The following is a 16,888-nucleotide window of genomic DNA, read 5'->3' as shown; positions in this document are numbered from 1 at the left end:
CCCAATCCACCTGACCGGCCACAAAGCCCACCAGCGACTCCCATGAGGATTTCTAATGACAGATCAACAAGACCGCCTGGCCATGCTTTCGGCTGGCAGACACTACCTGCTGGCCACTGATGGCTCATGCAAACGCAACCCCGGCACAGGCGGCTGGGAGTGATTATCCAGCTGAAAGAAGGCTCCGAAGTTCTGAGGCAGCGACCGCTGGCAGGGCAGGGACAAGTCATGATCAGCAAGAACAACGAGATGGAGCTGACGGCTGTGGTGAAGGGGCTTGAGAAGCTGGTGGAATCCCTGCCGGTGAGCATCATCTCAGATAGCCGCTACGTGATCGACTCCGCCACTTCACTCGATAGGTGGAAGGCAGCTGGTTGGCGCAATTCCTCAGGCGAGGTGAAGAACCTGCAGCTCTGGCAGCAGTTCGACCAACTCAGTCAGGGCAGAGAGTTGGAGCTGGTCTGGCAGCGCGGCCACGTTGGTCATGACCTAAACGAAATGGCGAACACGCTGGCCAGCAACGCCGCCTTGGGCATGTACCTCGCCGGAGAAAAGGCCATCAGAAAGAAGCACCCAACATGGTTCAAATGACCGACACAGACGCCACTGCTGACGTGGAGGGCGTAGCTGCTGAAATGCAGATGCTGGAGCGCCTGCCCCCCGATACGGGCTCCATGCCCCCGCGCCTTGCCCCCGACCAACTTGAGGAGTTGGACCTGTTCCAATCACGCGCTGCCATCAACGGCTTCCATGTTGAGAGCCTTGCGCGTGGTCTTCAGCATGCCACCGACCTCCTGCCCGTGCTGGTAATGCGCCGGAGCGGGCGGGTGTTCCTGATCGACGGGAGGCACCGCAAGGAAGCCTATGGGCTCGCAAGAAGGGCTGATGGGGTGCCTGTGGAGGAGTTCAACGGAACCCCTGCAGAGGCCGTTCTGGAGGGTCAGAAGCGGAACCAGCAGCATACCCTGGCAATGACCAATGATGAGCGCATGGACGGCGGGTGGAAGCTGGTGAAGCTGGACGCAGCGGGCCAGTGCCGGTTCACCCTCCCCGAGATCATGGCCAGCGTTGGCATCAGCCGGGGGCAAGTGACCTTCATGCGCCGGGTGCTGAAAGAACTCGGCTCAGCGGGACATCAACACATGCGCTGGAAGCTGGCCCAGAGAGCCCACAAGAAAACCCCCGAACCCAACTACACCGAGGAGGACATTGAAGTGATGCACGACGCAGAAGCCAGAGAGTTTGCCGACAAGGTGGCCCGTCAATACGGCACCCGCTACGCCGACCGTCCCGAGGTCATGGTCCGGTTCATAGAATACTACACAGGCAGGCGGGTCCACGAGGTCAGCAGGCTGCTCCAGGAACGTAACCGGGAGCTTGATGATGATGTCGACTTCTGAGGTCGGAGAGTGCCAACCCTTACGAGTGCCAATTTGGCACTTTCGGGGGGAAACTGCCGCCCGTAACCCCCTGAACTGACTAACCTTTTACTACCACTCCCCTTAGGAAACCAGTTTCGCCATGTCAAAAACCAAGAAACCACGCACTAAACTACCAGTGCCCCTCCACCGCTTCGCTGTCACACTCCCCGGCGTGAACCTGAGCAAGGTCAAGTCCGACCTCGAGCGCCTTCTACTGCTCCGCCGCACAGGTGTCCGCAGACCTTGGAAGGTGCGCAAGGCCAACGCCAAGCACCTGTTTGAGGAGCGAGTATGGGACCGCACTGGCAAGTCTGACATCTTCCCGACTGACGAGGGAAAGGCAAAGATGCGGGAGCTTTATGAAGCGGGTGAGCTGACGCTCCGAGCGGGGCGGCAGGTGAAGTCCCTGCGGCAGCCTTAGTGATGTTGAGCCGCTCAATCCGCGCTAAGCCGCAGCCTCAACCAGCCGAGCGATAGCGCTCTTGCGGGTTTGCAACTGTCCCTGGAGCGATATGCAAGCCCGGCGCACGGCCAGCTCTGCGTTTCTGAGTTGTCGATCATCAGGCTGCCAAAGCGAGATAAAAGGCCTTCCGGGAGGATCGATTACGGCGTTGTGTTCTTCAACCGCTCTGGCGACATCAGCCATGGCTGGCCCTAACGACCCTGTCACCTCTTGGGCCAGCCGTGCCCACCAAGCCCTGTCCATCGTGATTGTGGAACGATAGCCTATGCTGTTACCAATCCGGACCGCTGCTCGGTCTAGATTACGGATAGCCACAAGCTCAGTCTCGTGGTGACGAACAGCGTCCACCTTATCGCGGTTGGCCTGTCTCTTGAGCTGCTCGGCCGCGATGAGCAGCGCCGCCATGGTCGCAAGTCCTGCGATGAGGGTTTGATAGTCTTTGACAATCAAAGCGGCTCCACCTGGCTCCATGGCCTGCGAGAAGGCCGCGCAGATCAGGACGGTCGCGTAGGCGGTCACTGACACCCAGCCCCACGGCACTCCCTGCCACCACTTGTGTCTTCGGTTCTCCATACCGGAATGTTTAGCGGCGAAAATGCGAGGCGGTAAGATGAAAAACCAAGTCCGCAACTTCCCCCCCTCGGGGTGCTTTTGAAAGGAGTGCATGCACGGCCAGGGCGCTTCCCAGCGCGATGCCTAAACCCCCGCCTTGACCATCCCCTAACGTCCTGCAATCCTTTGTGAAACAACTCGGAGACACGGCTTGCAGTCAGCGTCAGCGCTTGCCCAGCTATCCACCAGCTCGTCCCTAGCAGCGCTTGGGGCAGCCTTTGACCTGTTCCGTGAACTGCGCCCAGAGATGGCGATACAGCTGCCCCTGGTCTTCCTGCTCATAGCACAGCACCGAGGCGTCAGCGCTGCTCGGCTGTGCAAGCTCACAGGTCTCAGCCAGTCGGCTATCTCTCGGAACATACGGACGCTCACCAAAGAGGGTAAAGCTGATGAGCCGGGACTTGGCCTGGTGGTGAAGACCATCGACCCAGCGAACCCTAGAGCGCATGCCATTCATTTGACCAAGGATGGCCGAGCAATGGCTGCCCGGTTGGCAGAGACGTTGGGGCGCGTGTTGAAGCCTCGCAGAGCGGTGGAAGTGCGACTGGGAGCCGATGGTCATGGCAAGACGGAAGCAGCCGCTAGAGCGGTCCCTGAGCCGTTTGCAGGAGCGCATTGGGAAGTGTGGGCGGACTAATCGGTGCTGATGCTTGGCCTTGAGCGAAAACCGCCAAGAACCCATGCTAGACAGATGCCCAAAAATAGCACAACCAAAGGGGGCAGGACCGTTGTCGAGAGCAGCGAGACAAGGTTCCCTAAGCGGACCGGTTGAGCGGCTGCGGCCCGATCATCCTCAAACCGTCCCCCCATCACCTCTTCGATTTTACCGACCTCATACGCATCGTCGGCTAGGCCTCTCGGGAAAAAGAAGTACGTCTTAGTGTAGTACTCATCTTTCACCTCAATCTCGTATCGCTTGTAGTCGCCATCATCAGCAGTGGCATAGTCTGACGACGAGGTGAGGATGACGTGCGGAGCCTCTTTGCCTTGTTCGTAGACGTAAGCAATGTTTGGGGCGCGGGGCATCATGACTTGCGGGTAAGAAAAGAGACCCACAATCCCACACCACAGGACCGCAAGCACCATCCACAGGCGCAAGAAACCTCTCGCCCAGCTGACCTTCTTGACCATTTTTGCCCCCTTGCTTCGCGCCAGTTGTTGCTGGAGTTGGCGAGTTGAGCAAGCGGGAGTTAAACGCAAAGGCCGGTGCGAGATGGGTATGCATCAGGCGAACCGGGGTTTTGAGTGGTTCGATAATGCCAATTGACAACCCAAAGCGAACCGATAATTATCAGACTACCCAAATCGAACTTACGGTCTCACCATGTTTGTCCGCGCGTACCTCAGAGCATCCACTAAAGAGCAGAACGCAAGCCGCGCCCGTGCCGACCTTGAAGCCTTCGCTGCTGAGCGGGGCCTTACGATTGCGGCCACCTATCTGGAGAACGAGAGCGGGGCATCGCTGCAGCGCCCAGAGCTGTTCCGGCTGCTGGCTGACAGCCGCCCAGGGGACGTACTGCTTGTGGAGCAGGTGGACCGCTTGAGCCGCCTCAATGCTGCCGACTGGGAACGTCTCCGGGCCGAGATCAGGCAGCGGCAGGTGAAGGTGGTGGCGCTCGATCTTCCGACCTCTTGGCAGCTTGCTGTGGCCCATGGAGATGACTTCACCGCCCGTATGGCTGATGCCATCAACGGCATGCTGCTGGACATGTTGGCTGCTATCGCCCGTAAAGACTATGAGGACCGCCGCAGGAGGCAGGCTCAGGGCATTGAGAAGGCCAAGTCTAGCGGTGCCTATGCGGGGCGTCCCGAGGACATCAAGCGCAACACTGCCATACTCTCCATGCTTCGCTCAGGGCAGAGCTGGAACACCATCATCCAGGCCACCGGCTGCTCTCGGTCGACGCTCTCTAGGCTAGCTAAGAGACTTGGCGAGGGGGCTTCTGCTGCCTAGCTTGTGGATAACCTCAAGAGGACCAGGTTGTTCTCTGCTTGTCCGTGAAGGAGGGTGTCTATTGTTTTTCGTCGCATCATCATTGGGAAGGCTAAGGCGATGGGAAGCTCAGACGAGTTGATGATTGAGGCCCTAGAACGGGCGAGTGACGAGAGGGTGGCAAAGTATTTGGGGCTCACTCATGAGGAGTGGGAAGACCTGCAGGTCGAGCTACAGGAGGAGACATCGAACGATGATGCGACCCTGAGTTTCTATTTCGAGGTCCCTGACGACATCTCCGATGAAGTCGCAGAAAAACTAGGACGTGCTCCGGGTGACACCGTGTACTTGCCGCTTAGTCTCTTCAGCGAGCCTGATGCACCTGAGGAGCCGTAACTGGCCAGTCGGATGAGAGCTTGCTGTTGCGGTGTGCCTCTCCTACGTTGCTCAAAAGCAGGAGGCGGCATTGCAAGCGGGCATTTTAAGCGCTGAGGACGTTGGGCTATTTGAAGACCTTGGACGCCAGTATGAAGCGCTAGAGGTCGAAGTTCAGGAGTTACTGGCAAAACCCGTCGAGGAGTGGGGAAAAGGGGAAAACGATGCCCTTCTATCCCTTACCGCTAGGCAGGTTGAAGTCCACGCCCGGAGGATGAAGCTAATTCGCGTTCCCTGATCGCACCCTCCCACTACGTTTCAGCATGGCAGAACTTGCGGACATCCGGGAGAAAGATGCGCAGCTCCTGCTTGAAAAGACGAAGGTGGGCAGGCTTAGGGGCGGACGTATTTGTTGTTTCTGAATGTCGGCTGAGTCTACTTAGAGACGGCTCTAAATGGTGATGGGTTAGGTGGCATGGGAGGTATCGCAAAATTCCTCCTCACCGACCCGCAAGTGATCGGCGGTTTGCAGTGGTTTGGCACCTTCGCTACGTTGATCGGATTTTGGATTGCTTTTGCACAACTGAAAAAAACCAAGAATGCCGCAGAGGCGGCCCTAGAGGCTACTTCCAAGCTGGGTGGACTTGTCCAAGGTCGAGAGCAGTTAATTGAACTCAATGCGGCCATAACCCACCTAGAAAACGCTAGGAATTCGCTGTCTCAAGGAGGACGTGACGGGGCTTCCATTTACATCGAACTAGCTGGCACAAGCCTGATTCAAGCCTCCGAGCTTCTTGTAGACACTCCTCTAGAGCGTAAGCATGTCAAGCGAGGTACGGTAAACCTAAAGCGTTTGGCAGAGACCCTAGCGGAGCTTCCAGAGGGTGCAGTTTTGGAAGACTTCACGCCGCTGGCGTTAGCCGCGAGGTCTATCGTGGCTGAGTTGAAACCTTCCGCAGCTCGCTTGCGCTACAACTACGACAATCCGAGGTAGAGATGAACCTAATCGAAGCGGTCCCTAAGTTGATTGAAACTACCAGCCAGGGCAAGTTGGAATGGGAGAGCCTTGGGACGAATTCGTTTGTCGCATCGATAGGTAAGGTCCTGGTTTCTGTCACGTATTCGAGCAACAATTACGCAATCAGTTTACTGGATGAGGGGGGCGCGACCCTAGAACACAAAGTGTACTCGTCTGTCAGTGGCTCTTCATTTCAGTCAATGAAACAACTCTACGACTTGGCAAGGCGACGGGCTCTAAACATCGACTCTGCTCTAGCAGAGCTGATGAAAGGGCTAGAAAGCTTGTAGGGTCCATTGTTGACAACATGCTGATGATCGGTCCGCCCGGCGCCGGCAAATCCATGCTGGCAGCGCGCCTCCCATCTATCCTGCCGCCGCTCAACCCGCGAGAACTGCTCGACATTTCCATGATCCAGTCGATCGCCGGCGAGTTGGTCAACGGCGCCCTGTCTGACCGCCGACCGTTTCGCAGTCCCCATCATTCCGCCTCCATGGCTGCCTTGGTCGGCGGTGGCCTCAAAGTGAAGCCGGGCGAAGTAGCGCTGGCGCATAATGGCGTGCTGTTCATCGACGAACTGCCCGAATTCGCTCCCAGCGTGCTCGACAGCCTGCGCCAGCCGCTTGAATCCGGCGAGACGGTGATTGCCCGTGCCAATGCCCGCGTCTCCTATCCCAGTCGTGTCCAGCTCATTGCCGCCATGAACCCCTGCAAATGCGGTCTGGCCGGTTCACCGGGTCATGTCTGCCGCCGCGGCCCCGCCTGCGCCGCTGACTATCAGGCGCGTGTTTCAGGGCCATTCCTCGATCGTATCGACATCCGCATCGATGTGCCCGCTGTCAGCGCCGCAGACATGATGGCGCCCGCCGCTGGCGCCGAAGGCTCTGTCACGGTTGCGGCCCGCGTCGCCGAGGCACGCGAACGTCAGCGGCAGCGCTATGCCCGCATGGGCGCTCCGGATGTCTTCACCAATGCCGCTGCCGGCGCCACGCTGATCGAGGCGGCAGTCAATCCCGACCGGGAGAGCCAGACATTGCTCCTCCAGGCCGCCGAGCGCTTCAATCTGTCTGCCCGCGCCTATCATCGCGTGCTCAAGGTGGCCCGCACGCTTGCCGATCTCGGCGGGATGGATAAGGTCGCCCGACCTCACATCGCCGAAGCACTCTCCTATCGGCTCAATTTCGGGACGGCCTGATGCAGCAACAACACCGGATTTCCAGCGGCGCGCTGGTCCTGCGCGACGACAAGATCCTGCTCGTGCGCCATTTTCGCGCGGGCCATCATGACTTCTGGATTGCGCCGGGTGGTGGTGTGGATGGCGACGAGGAACTGGCCCGCGCCGCCGAGCGAGAGACATTCGAGGAGGCCGGCATCAATGTCATTGCCACCCGCCTCGCCTATATCGACGAAGGCTGGAGCGACAAGCTGCGCATCCTCAAATTCTGGTTCCTGGCCGACTATATGTCCGGCGAGGTCAATGTGGGCGCGAACCCGGCCAGCAATGAATCCATCGTCGAGGCGGGCTGGTTCCCGCTCGATGCCCTGCCCGAAGGCCACATTTTTCCTGAGCCGCTGCGCACGCGATTCACGCGTGATCTTGCCGCTGGCTTTCCGGGCGCGGTGAAGCTGCCGCTGCGCAAGCTGCTGTTCTGATCGGCGGGCTTCTGTGCATAAGCTTGTGGATATGTTTCACGTGAATCCGGTCGCGGATCGTAATATCTAATTCTACAGAAGGAATTTGCCCAGCACTGCCCGAGACTTGGCAACCATGCCCGGCTTTTGTCCGTTACGGCGAACCGGACAGGCCAGTATACGTCGGTCAGATTGCGTTAACATTTGGCCACATATTGGACACTGCCACAGGGCAGCAAGGTCAAAATGCGCAAATCAGGCGAACTGGTCCAGTGGAACAATCAGGGGGGATATGGCTTCGTCCGCGACGAGGCCGGACGTGACTATTATGTCCATATCTCCACCATTGCTGACGGTGGCCGCCCCAAGATCGGCGATATCCTCTCCTTCGAAATCGGCAAGGGCCGCAAGGGCAAGCCGGCTGCCCAGGCGGTGACCATCACCGAGACCGCCCCGCCCCCGCAGCAGACGCTACGCGATGCTCCGCCCGCCCATATCTCCCGCTTCCGCCTCGGCCTGCGCACCGCTGCCGCCACGTTGATGACACTGCTCATACTCTGGGCTATCGGCATGGAACGCGCGCCCGTCTGGATCGGCCTGCTCTATGCCGCCATGGGCGCCGGGTCGGCCCTGCTCTATCGCTTCGACAAGCTCTATGCGCTGACAGGCAGATATCGCGTCAGCGAGAATAATCTCCACCTCGTCGATCTCTGCTTTGGCATTATCGGTGGCTTGGCGGCGCAGGAAGTCTATCGCCACAAGACGGTCAAGCCCGGCTTCGTCGCCGGCACCTGGGCCATTGCTTTGGTGCACACGCTGGGTCTGGCGGCCCTCGCCTTCGGCCTGCTGGAGGGGGTGTTGCCCACACCGCTCTGATTCACGTGGAACATCAGCTCCGCGGCGCAGTGCGCCAATGTGGGTCGTGTTGCCAGCTCTCGCGCCATTCCCGTTCGAGCACGGCGCGGCGCTTGCCATAGCGCTCTTCCGTGATCGCCAGCGACACGATCCGGTCCGTGCGGAAATTGCGGAAAGCGGTCCTGAGGCAGCACCAGGCAGCGATCACCTGCTTGCCGTCGTAATAGGCCAACTGCACCGGCCAGATCACCCGCTCGCTCGGATTGCCGCTTTCGTCCTCATAGGCGATGGAAATTGCCTTTTCCGTCCGCATGGCCTGGCGCACATCGCCCAGGATCGGCATGGGCTGCTTTTCCTGCCGCCACACGGCGACCGGCCACAGCCCGGTGTCATTGATCTTGTCGCGCAAATCTTCCGGCGAGGCCGTGGCAATCTTGGCCAGGGCATTTTTTGCGGCCAGACCCAGGCCATCATCAGGCTGCGCCCCCACCCAGCGCGCGCCCAGCACCAGCGCCTCCAGTTCCTCGGGCGTGAACATCAGCGGTGGCAGGAAGAATCCGGGTTTCAGCATATAGCCGACCCCCGCTTCGCCATCGATCGGCGCGCCAAGCCCGATGAGCGTCTGCACGTCGCGGTAGAGCGTGCGCACGGAAACGCCCTGCTCTTGGGCAAGCGCCGCGGCGGTGACCGGCCGGCGATGGCGGCGCAGGGCATCCATGACGGCAAACAGACGCTCGGTCTTGTCCATGTTTCGTTCTCCCTGCTCCGATAGCCGTGCCAGATTCCAGGCCGATAGCCAAGCAGGTAAGACAGGGTCATGGAAGGCATTCGCCCCTCCCTTGTTCACGGGAGGGACTGTGCCGTCAGGTACTGACAGACTGAGTCAGCAGGTCAGGCAATCTCGAATTCGCACCAGTGGCTATAGGGGCGGTCTGGCGAATAGATCACATTGGGGAAATGCGGATTGTTGACCGCATCCGCAAAAGCCTGGTCCTCGAGGCAGAAGCCGGCATGCTTCTGGTAGCTCTTGCCGTTAAGGCCCGGAACGGGAATTTCAGTCCAGACGCCATTATAGACCTGGACGCCCGGCCGGTCGCTCCACAGTTTCAGCGTCAACTCCTTGCCCGGCGAAGTTACCGTGGCGATCGGATCGGCTGCGCTGCGACCGCTGTCGAGCACCATGCCGATGTCATAGTCCACCGGCGCGCCATCCGCATCGCGCATGCTACGAGGCTGGCGCAGGTCATAGATTGTGCCGCGCGACGGCAGGATGGCCCCGGTCGGTGCCAGATTGTCACCGAGCTGGGTATAGGCGCTGGAATTGACCTGGATCTCGTGATCCAGCACATCGTCCGTCGTGCCAAGGTTGAAATACTGATGCTGCACCAGGCTGATCGGCGTCGCCTGATCGGTCGTGGCCGTCAACTCAAGGCGCAGGCGATTGCCCTTGAGCGTATAGGTGGCAGCAAAATTGACATTGCCCGGATAGCCCATGGCCCCATCGGGCGAGAAATGGGTGAAACGCACGGCATTGTTGGCCTCGTCCACCTGCCCGTCCCAAACCTGCCGGCCAAGACCCTCGTCGCCGCCATGCAGCTGCAGGTTGCCCGCATTGGCGGGAAGCCTATAGGTCTTGCCGTCGATTTCGAACGACGGGCCCGAGATGCGATTGGCGACGCGCCCGGCCAGCGAACCGAAATGCGGGCTGTGCTGGGCATAGGCGTCCATGGTGTCGAAGCCGAGCACCACCGAGCGCTCGCCGCCGGCCACCGGCACGCGCCAGTCGCGCACCGCCACGCCATAGCCGATCAGGTCCACCGTAACGCCGGTCACGCTCACCAGGCGAAACTGGTCCACCCTCTTGCCCTGATGCTCGCCGAACGTCGAAACCGCTATGGCCATACTGCCCTCCTCATGAACGCGGCAAGCTTTAGCGCGCTTGCACGAGGCTCTGCAACGTCGCACTTGACCTTTTGTGTCGCTCTGCCGAAGCTTGGGCCACGACAGAGCCTGGCCAAAGGACAAAAGGTGGACGATATCGGTTTGAAGCGTCGCGCCACGGTACATGACGTGGCAAGGACTGCCGGCGTCTCCCTCGCCACGGTCGACCGCGTGCTCAACGCCCGTCCCGGCGTGCGCGCCCAAACCGTCGAAAAAGTCGAGGCCGCCATTGCCGAAATCGGCTTTCAGCGCGATCTCGGCGCCTCGCTGCTCGCCCGCGCCCGCGATTTGAATTTCACCTTCATCATTCCTGACGGCTCCAATGAATTCATGGCCGGCCTTGCCGACGCCGTAACCCGGCGAACCGGCCCGGCCCTGGGCGACCGCGTCCATATCGTCACGCGCCGCATCCGTGCGCTTGACGCCGACGCTCTGGCGCAAAGCCTCGACGCGCTCGATCCGCGCCAATGCGACTGCGCCATCATTGTCGCCAGCGACCACGCCTCGGTGCGCCTTGCAGTGGACAATGCCAGCCGACGCGGCATTGCCGTGATGACGCTGGTCTCGGATCTGCCGGGCACGCAGCGCCGCCATTTCATCGGCATCGACAATGTCGCGGCCGGCCGCACGGCGGCCTCGCTCATGGGGCGCTTCCTGCCTCAGGGCGGTAAGGTCGCCGTCATCGCCGGCTCACTGCACCTGCGCGACCATGCCGAGCGGCTCGAGGGCTTTCGCGTCGCCCTCTCCGCTGAATTTGCCGGGATCGAAATCATCGGTCCGGTTGAAGGCCACGACGAGCGTAGCGAAACCGAGGCCATCCTCGCGACCGTCCTGGCGCAGCACTCCGATCTCGCCGGGCTCTATAACCTGGGCGCCGGCAATGCCGGTCTCGTCGCCGCGCTCGAGGCGTCGGGCCGCGCCGGACAGATCCGCACCATCGCCCATGAGTTGACCGAATCGACACGCATGGGCCTGCGCTCGGGTGCCGTCGATGTGGTGCTTGATCAGAATCCGGATGGCGAAATCCGCGAAGCCATTGCAGCCGCGCGCAATCTGGCTTTGGGCGGGCGTGATATTAGCGCCAGCAATCCCATTGAAATCGGGATTTTCCTGCGCGACAATCTGCGCTAGAACAACCGCCAATCACCAAATGGCGGAGCCCGAACGGGCGGGAGGACGAAGACATGGTGTTGCTATCCAAAAATGAGGTACGTGCCTCATGACTTATCTCGGCATTGATATCGGCACCTCCGGCGTCAAGGCGCTGCTGATCGACGCGCATGGTCGCGCCCTCGGCGAAGCTTCGGCCGCCGCGGTCGAACCGGTCCGCCCGCATCCCGGCTGGTCCGAACAGAATCCGGCAGACTGGTGGACGGCAACGCTTGAGGCGATCGACAAACTCAAGGCCGCCCATCCGACCCAATTGGCAAAGGTGCGCGGCATCGGCCTTTCCGGCCACATGCATGGCGCGACCCTGCTGGGCAAGAATGACGAGGTGCTGCGCCCCGCCATTTTGTGGAATGACGGACGCTCGGCCAATGAATGCCGCGAGATGGAAGAGGCTTTGCCGAATTTGCGCGACATCGCCGGCAACATCGCTGCGCCCGGCTTTACCGCGCCGAAAATCGCCTGGGTGCGCAAGCATGAACCCAAGGTTTTCGAGAAGATCGAAAAAGTCCTCCTGCCCAAAGCCTATGTGCGCCTGCTGCTGACCGGCGACTACGTGGAAGACATGTCCGATGCCGCCGGCACGCTCTGGCTCGATGTGGCCAGGCGCGATTGGTCCGATGAGCTGCTGGCCCTGACCGGCCTCAACCGCAGCCACATGCCGCGCCTGGTGGAAGGCTCGGCTGTCTCGGGAGAACTCAAAACCGAACTCGCCCAGCGCTGGGGTATGGGCACGGTGGTCGTTGCCGGTGGCGCAGGCGACAATGCCGCCGCCGCCTGTGGTATCGGCGCCATCCGCCCCGGCGAAGGCTTTGTCTCGCTCGGCACATCGGGCGTGATCTTTGTCTCCAACGACAAGTTCCGCCCCAATACCGAGGGTGCCGTCCACGCCTTCTGCCACGCCATCCCCGACACCTGGCACCAGATGGGCGTCATCCTCTCGGCAACTGACTCGCTCAACTGGCTCTCGCGCATCACCGGCCAGAAACAGGCCGAGCTTGCCGGCGCTGCGGAACGTCAATTCAATGGTCCGGGCGAGGAGATTTTCCTTCCCTATCTCTCGGGCGAACGCACGCCGCATAACAATGCCGGTGCGCGTGGTTCCTTCACGGGCTTGAGCCAATCGACCGACACGGCCAAACTCGCCCAGGCCGTCATGGAGGGCGTGACCTTCGCATTCCGCGATTGCCAAAGCGTTTTGCAAGCAGCCGGCACGAAGATGTCGAGCATGCTTGCGGTCGGCGGCGGGTCAAAATCCAACCTGTGGCTGCGCATGATCGCCACCAATCTCGACATGGAAATCGCAGTTCCTGCTGACGGCGACTTTGGCGGTGCGCTCGGCGCCGCCCGTCTCGCCCTTTGCGCGGCTGAGGGCGCGTCACCCCAGTCGGTGATGACCATGCCGCCCATCAAGACTGTCATCGCGCCCGACAGAAGCCTGTCGAGCGCCTATTCCGACCAATATGCGCGCTATCGCGCACTCTACCCCGCCATCGAGGAGGCACGTAAGTGACGGATTTCTTTAAGGGAATTTCCCAGGTCAAGTTTGAAGGAGAGGGCAGCAAGAACCCTCTGGCCTATCGCCATTACAACAAGGACGAACTGGTTGCCGGCAAGCGCATGGAGGATCATATCCGTCCCGCCGTGGCCTATTGGCACACTTTTGCGGCAGAAGGCGGCGACCCCTTCGGCGGTCGCACTTTCGATCGCCCCTGGTATGACAAGGGCATGGAGGGCGCAAAACTCAAGGCCGACGTCGCCTTCGAATTCTTCGATCTGCTCGACGTCCCCTTCTTCTGCTTTCACGACGCCGACATCGCCCCTGAAGGCGCAACGCTTGCCGAGAGCAACCGCAACGTCCGCGAGATCGGCGACATCTTTGCCAAAAAGATGCAGAGCCAGCGCACCAAGCTCCTCTGGGGCACGGCCAATCTTTTCTCCAACCGCCGCTACATGTCTGGCGCCGCCACCAATCCCGATCCGGAAGTCTTCGCCTATGCCGCCGGCCAGGTGAAGAATGTGCTCGAGCTGACCCACGAACTGGGCGGCGAGAATTATGTGCTCTGGGGTGGCCGCGAAGGCTATGAAACCCTGCTCAACACCAATTTCGGCCAGGAGCAGGACCAGATGGCCCGCTTCCTGCACCTCGTCATCGAGCATGCCGAAAAGATCGGCTTCAAGGGCCAGATCCTGATCGAGCCCAAGCCGCAGGAACCCAGCAAGCACCAGTATGACTATGACGTCGCCACGGTGTTTGGCTTCCTGCAGCGCTACGGCCTCGAAAAGCATGTGAAATGCAATATCGAGGTGGGCCATGCCTTCCTCGCCGGCCATAGCTTCGAACACGAACTGGCGGTTGCGTCCTCGCTCGGCATGCTCGGCTCGGTCGACGCCAATCGCAATGACCTGCAGTCCGGCTGGGATACCGACCACTTCCCCAACAATCCCGGCGAAATGGCCCTGGCCTTCTATTACATTTTGAAGCAAGGCGGCCTCGGCAAGGGCGGCTTCAACTTCGACGCCAAAGTGCGCCGCCAGTCGCTCGATCCGGCAGACCTGCTCTATGGTCACGTCGGCGGCCTCGACGTGTTGGCCCGCGGCCTCAAGGGCGCTGCCGCGCTCATTGCCGATGGCGAGTTCGACAAGAATCTCGACACCCGCTACGCCGGCTGGAACACGGGCCTCGGCAAGGACATCCTCGACAAGAAGCTCAGCCTCGCCGACATCGCCGACAAAGTTGCCGCCGACAATATCAACCCGCAGCCAAAATCCGGCCGCCAGGAATATCTCGAAAACCTGGTCAACCGCTTCGTCTGACCCGATCGATCATGGCCCGCCTGTCTTGAGGAAGATGGGCGGGTCTTTCTTCATGTCGTGGCGAGGGAGGAGAAACTATGCCCCAGATCACCAATCCCATTCTGCCGGGCTTTAATCCGGATCCGTCCATCCTGCGCGTCGGCGAGGATTACTACATCGCCACCTCGACCTTCGAATGGTTTCCTGGCGTGCAGGTTCATCATTCGAACGACCTGGCCAACTGGGACCTCGTCACACGCCCGCTGACCCGCAAGGCCCAGCTCGACATGCGCGGCGACCCCGATAGCTGCGGCGTCTGGGCGCCCTGCCTCAGCCATGACGGCGAAAAATTCTGGCTGGTCTATACCGACGTCAAGCGCAAGGACGGCTCCTTCAAAGACGCGCATAATTACATCGTCACCGCTGACCGTATCGAAGGGCCCTGGAGCGATCCGGTCTATATCAATTCCTCCGGCTTCGACCCGAGCCTTTTCCACGATGACGACGGCCGCAAATGGTTCGTCAACATGATGTGGGACCACCGCACGAGGCCGCTGAAATTCGCCGGCATCGCCCTGCAGGAGTTTGATCCCAAGGCAGGAAAGCTCGTCGGCAAGCGCACCAATATCTATCAGGGCACCGACCTGAAACTGGTCGAAGGCCCGCATCTCTACAAGCGAAACGGCTGGTACTATCTGCTCACGGCAGAAGGCGGCACGGCCTATGATCACGCCGTGACCTTTGCGCGCGCGAAAAACATCCATGGTCCATACGAAACCCATCCCGACAAGCATATCCTCACCTCCAAGGACGCGCCCTTCGCTGCCCTGCAACGTGCCGGGCATGGCGACCTGGTGGAGATGCCCGAGGGCAAGACCTATCTCGTCCACCTCACCGGCCGCCCCATCACCCAGGAGCGTCGCTGCGTGCTGGGCCGGGAAACCGCGATCCAGGAAGCCGAATGGACCGAAGATGGCTGGATTCACGTGAAACACGGCCCCGTGCCCTCGCTGCATGTCGACGTGCCGGGCACGCGGGACGACGACAAATACTGGGCCGAGCAGCGCTACACATTCGAGAATGGCCTGCATAAGGACTTCCAGTGGCTGCGCACGCCCGAGCCCGAACGGATCTTTGCGACAGAAGGCGGCAAGCTGCGTCTGTTTGGCCGCGAGTCGATTGGCTCATGGTTCGAGCAGGCGCTTGTCGCCCGCCGCCAGACGCATTTTTCTTATGACGCCGAAACCACGCTGGACTTCTCTCCGACCGACGAGCGCCAGTTCGCGGGGCTGACGGCCTATTACTCGCGCTACAATTTCTTCTACCTGACCGTCACCGCTCATGCCGACGGCCAGCGCGAACTGCTGCTGATGAATTCGGAAGCCAGCTGGCCCGACGGCAATCTCAAAATTTCCGAGCCGGTGCAGATCCCCAACGAGGGCAAGGTCAAGCTCGCCCTGACCATTCGCGGCCGCAAGCTGCAGTTCTTCTACGCGCTTGAAGGCCAGTCGCTGACTCCGGTCGGCCCCGTGCTCGATGCCTCCCTGCTCTCGGACGAATGCGGTGGCCATCAGGCCCATGGCAGCTTCACCGGCGCCTTTGTTGGCGTCGCCGCCAGCGATCTCAACGGCACCGCGCTCAATGCCGATTTCGACTATTTCATTTATCGCCCGGTGAAAGATCCGAGCGACCGCTACGAAGTCTAAATCACGATTGCCCGACCAGGGGCGACAAGCTGTCGCACCTGGTCTAGTCTCACCCCGTTGCGGTCGCGGTTTCGCGAATTGGCATCGGGGCGGCTAGGCGCGAATGGCGACCTCCTGAAACGGAGGCGGAACGCCATGTCAAACTTCCATATTCTGGCCGGTGCGGGTGACAAGCTCGACATGCCGGTGATCAACCAGATCACCCTCGGCGATCTCGGTGATGCCCTGCGCAAGGGCCTCAGCGATTTCGCCGAAAAGCCCAGCCACTATGTCATGCTGGTGCTGATCTATCCCATCATCGGCATTGTGCTGACCGTCTGGATGGACGGCTATCACACCTGGCCCCTGCTCTATCCGCTGATCGGCGGCTTCGCCTTGATCGGTCCTTTTGCCGCGCTCGGCCTCTACGAGATTTCTCGCCGCCGCGAACAGGGGCTAGACACCTCCTGGTCGCATGCCTTCGAAGTGCTGCGCTCCCCGGCCATCGGCTCGATCGCAGTTGTCGGCGTCCTGCTCTTCGCGCTCTTTACCCTTTGGCTGACCGGCGCGCAGGCGCTCTACGAAAGCGTCTTTGGCTCCACCACGCCGGATACGCTCAACGGGTTGATGGCGCAGGTCTTCACTCAGCGCGGCGGCATGACGCTGCTGCTAGCCGGTTCACTGCTCGGCGCCGCCTTCGCCCTGGTGACGCTTTGCACCACGGTCATTGCATTCCCGCTGCTGCTCGATCGCGATGTCGGCGCCTTTGTCGCCGTGGAAACCTCGTTCCGCGCGGTCATCGCCAATCCCATACCCATGCTCGCCTGGGGCGTCATCGTCGGGGCTGGCCTGTTCCTCGGCTCACTGCCGCTCTTTGTCGGCCTGGCGGTGGTCATTCCCATCTTCGGCCACGCCACCTGGCATCTCTATCGCAAGCTGGTGGAACCGGCTTCGATGTTGCGCGACGCGTGACATAACGGATGGGGAGAA

Annotated in this window: 17 protein-coding genes and 1 pseudogene; 14 read left to right on the top strand and 4 right to left on the bottom strand. The window is 60.8% G+C overall.

The window, feature by feature from the left end:
- Nucleotides 1-126: 126 nt before the first annotated feature.
- The 3 genes from P0Y65_18430 (at nucleotide 127) to P0Y65_18420 (ending at nucleotide 1,842) form a co-directional block, all read left to right on the top strand.
- Nucleotides 127-591 carry a ribonuclease HI gene (locus P0Y65_18430; protein WEK04135.1) on the top strand — a complete coding sequence of 155 codons (465 nt, stop codon included), beginning with the start codon at nucleotides 127-129 and terminating at the stop codon, nucleotides 589-591.
- Nucleotides 588-1,400, top strand: coding sequence for a hypothetical protein (locus tag P0Y65_18425; GenBank protein ID WEK04134.1), 813 nt, complete (start codon nucleotides 588-590; stop codon nucleotides 1,398-1,400). Before P0Y65_18430 ends, P0Y65_18425 begins: the two co-directional genes overlap by 4 nt.
- A 121-nt stretch (nucleotides 1,401-1,521) precedes the next feature.
- The gene (locus P0Y65_18420) at nucleotides 1,522-1,842 is read left to right on the top strand and encodes a hypothetical protein (protein ID WEK04133.1); all 321 of its coding nucleotides are present in this window, start codon (nucleotides 1,522-1,524) and stop codon (nucleotides 1,840-1,842) included.
- A 24-nt stretch (nucleotides 1,843-1,866) separates the two neighbouring features.
- Here the strand turns inward: P0Y65_18420 and P0Y65_18415 are convergent, their stop codons facing one another.
- Nucleotides 1,867-2,403: a hypothetical protein gene (locus tag P0Y65_18415; GenBank protein ID WEK04132.1), complete on the bottom strand. Its 537-nt coding sequence runs from the start codon at nucleotides 2,401-2,403 to the stop codon at nucleotides 1,867-1,869.
- A gap of 726 nt (nucleotides 2,404-3,129) precedes the next feature.
- The gene (locus tag P0Y65_18410) at nucleotides 3,130-3,627 is read right to left on the bottom strand and encodes a hypothetical protein (protein WEK04131.1); all 498 of its coding nucleotides are present in this window, start codon (nucleotides 3,625-3,627) and stop codon (nucleotides 3,130-3,132) included.
- A 193-nt stretch (nucleotides 3,628-3,820) separates the two neighbouring features.
- Here P0Y65_18410 and P0Y65_18405 point away from each other — a divergent pair, with 193 nt between their 5' ends.
- The 6 genes and pseudogenes from P0Y65_18405 to P0Y65_18380 all read left to right on the top strand — a co-directional run bounded on the left by P0Y65_18405 (nucleotide 3,821) and on the right by P0Y65_18380 (nucleotide 8,330).
- A complete protein-coding gene (locus P0Y65_18405; protein ID WEK04130.1) occupies nucleotides 3,821-4,450 on the top strand; it encodes a recombinase family protein in 630 nt (209 codons plus the stop codon).
- A 54-nt stretch (nucleotides 4,451-4,504) separates the two neighbouring features.
- Nucleotides 4,505-4,825, top strand: a complete 321-nt coding sequence (locus P0Y65_18400; GenBank protein ID WEK04129.1) for a hypothetical protein — start codon at nucleotides 4,505-4,507, stop codon at nucleotides 4,823-4,825.
- A gap of 454 nt (nucleotides 4,826-5,279) precedes the next feature.
- A complete protein-coding gene (locus P0Y65_18395; protein ID WEK04128.1) occupies nucleotides 5,280-5,798 on the top strand; it encodes a hypothetical protein in 519 nt (172 codons plus the stop codon).
- A gap of 292 nt (nucleotides 5,799-6,090) precedes the next feature.
- Nucleotides 6,091-7,017 (top strand): annotated as a pseudogene (locus tag P0Y65_18390) (ATP-binding protein).
- On the top strand, nucleotides 7,017-7,475 hold the full coding sequence (locus P0Y65_18385; GenBank protein ID WEK04127.1) for an NUDIX hydrolase: 459 nt from the start codon (nucleotides 7,017-7,019) through the stop codon (nucleotides 7,473-7,475). The pseudogene P0Y65_18390 and the gene P0Y65_18385 overlap by 1 nt, the downstream one beginning before the upstream one ends.
- 225 nt (nucleotides 7,476-7,700) lie before the next feature.
- Nucleotides 7,701-8,330 carry a DUF1294 domain-containing protein gene (locus P0Y65_18380; protein ID WEK04126.1) on the top strand — a complete coding sequence of 210 codons (630 nt, stop codon included), beginning with the start codon at nucleotides 7,701-7,703 and terminating at the stop codon, nucleotides 8,328-8,330.
- A 13-nt stretch (nucleotides 8,331-8,343) separates the two neighbouring features.
- Here the strand turns inward: P0Y65_18380 and P0Y65_18375 are convergent, their stop codons facing one another.
- Nucleotides 8,344-9,057, bottom strand: a complete 714-nt coding sequence (locus P0Y65_18375; protein ID WEK04125.1) for a YafY family protein — start codon at nucleotides 9,055-9,057, stop codon at nucleotides 8,344-8,346.
- A gap of 143 nt (nucleotides 9,058-9,200) precedes the next feature.
- On the bottom strand, nucleotides 9,201-10,211 hold the full coding sequence (locus P0Y65_18370; GenBank protein WEK04124.1) for a galactose mutarotase: 1,011 nt from the start codon (nucleotides 10,209-10,211) through the stop codon (nucleotides 9,201-9,203).
- 126 nt (nucleotides 10,212-10,337) lie between these two features.
- On the opposite strand from P0Y65_18370, the gene P0Y65_18365 reads away from it, so the two are divergent.
- The 5 genes from P0Y65_18365 to P0Y65_18345 all read left to right on the top strand — a co-directional run bounded on the left by P0Y65_18365 (nucleotide 10,338) and on the right by P0Y65_18345 (nucleotide 16,870).
- Complete coding sequence (locus P0Y65_18365) at nucleotides 10,338-11,381, top strand: LacI family DNA-binding transcriptional regulator (GenBank protein WEK04123.1); 1,044 nt, start codon at nucleotides 10,338-10,340, stop codon at nucleotides 11,379-11,381.
- 88 nt (nucleotides 11,382-11,469) lie between these two features.
- Complete coding sequence (gene xylB, locus P0Y65_18360) at nucleotides 11,470-12,930, top strand: xylulokinase (GenBank protein ID WEK04122.1); 1,461 nt, start codon at nucleotides 11,470-11,472, stop codon at nucleotides 12,928-12,930.
- Nucleotides 12,927-14,234: a xylose isomerase gene (gene xylA, locus P0Y65_18355; protein WEK04121.1), complete on the top strand. Its 1,308-nt coding sequence runs from the start codon at nucleotides 12,927-12,929 to the stop codon at nucleotides 14,232-14,234. The genes xylB and xylA overlap by 4 nt, the downstream gene beginning before the upstream one ends.
- A gap of 77 nt (nucleotides 14,235-14,311) precedes the next feature.
- Nucleotides 14,312-15,919 carry a glycoside hydrolase family 43 protein gene (locus tag P0Y65_18350; GenBank protein WEK04120.1) on the top strand — a complete coding sequence of 536 codons (1,608 nt, stop codon included), beginning with the start codon at nucleotides 14,312-14,314 and terminating at the stop codon, nucleotides 15,917-15,919.
- A gap of 135 nt (nucleotides 15,920-16,054) precedes the next feature.
- Nucleotides 16,055-16,870 carry a DUF2189 domain-containing protein gene (locus P0Y65_18345; GenBank protein WEK04119.1) on the top strand — a complete coding sequence of 272 codons (816 nt, stop codon included), beginning with the start codon at nucleotides 16,055-16,057 and terminating at the stop codon, nucleotides 16,868-16,870.
- Nucleotides 16,871-16,888 lie beyond the last annotated feature (18 nt).

Source organism: Candidatus Devosia phytovorans, from assembly GCA_029202405.1.
Taxonomy (GTDB): domain Bacteria; phylum Pseudomonadota; class Alphaproteobacteria; order Rhizobiales; family Devosiaceae; genus Devosia; species Devosia phytovorans.
The sequence above is the reverse complement of the archived record's forward strand: the minus strand, read 5'-3'. Positions and strand labels throughout refer to the sequence as shown.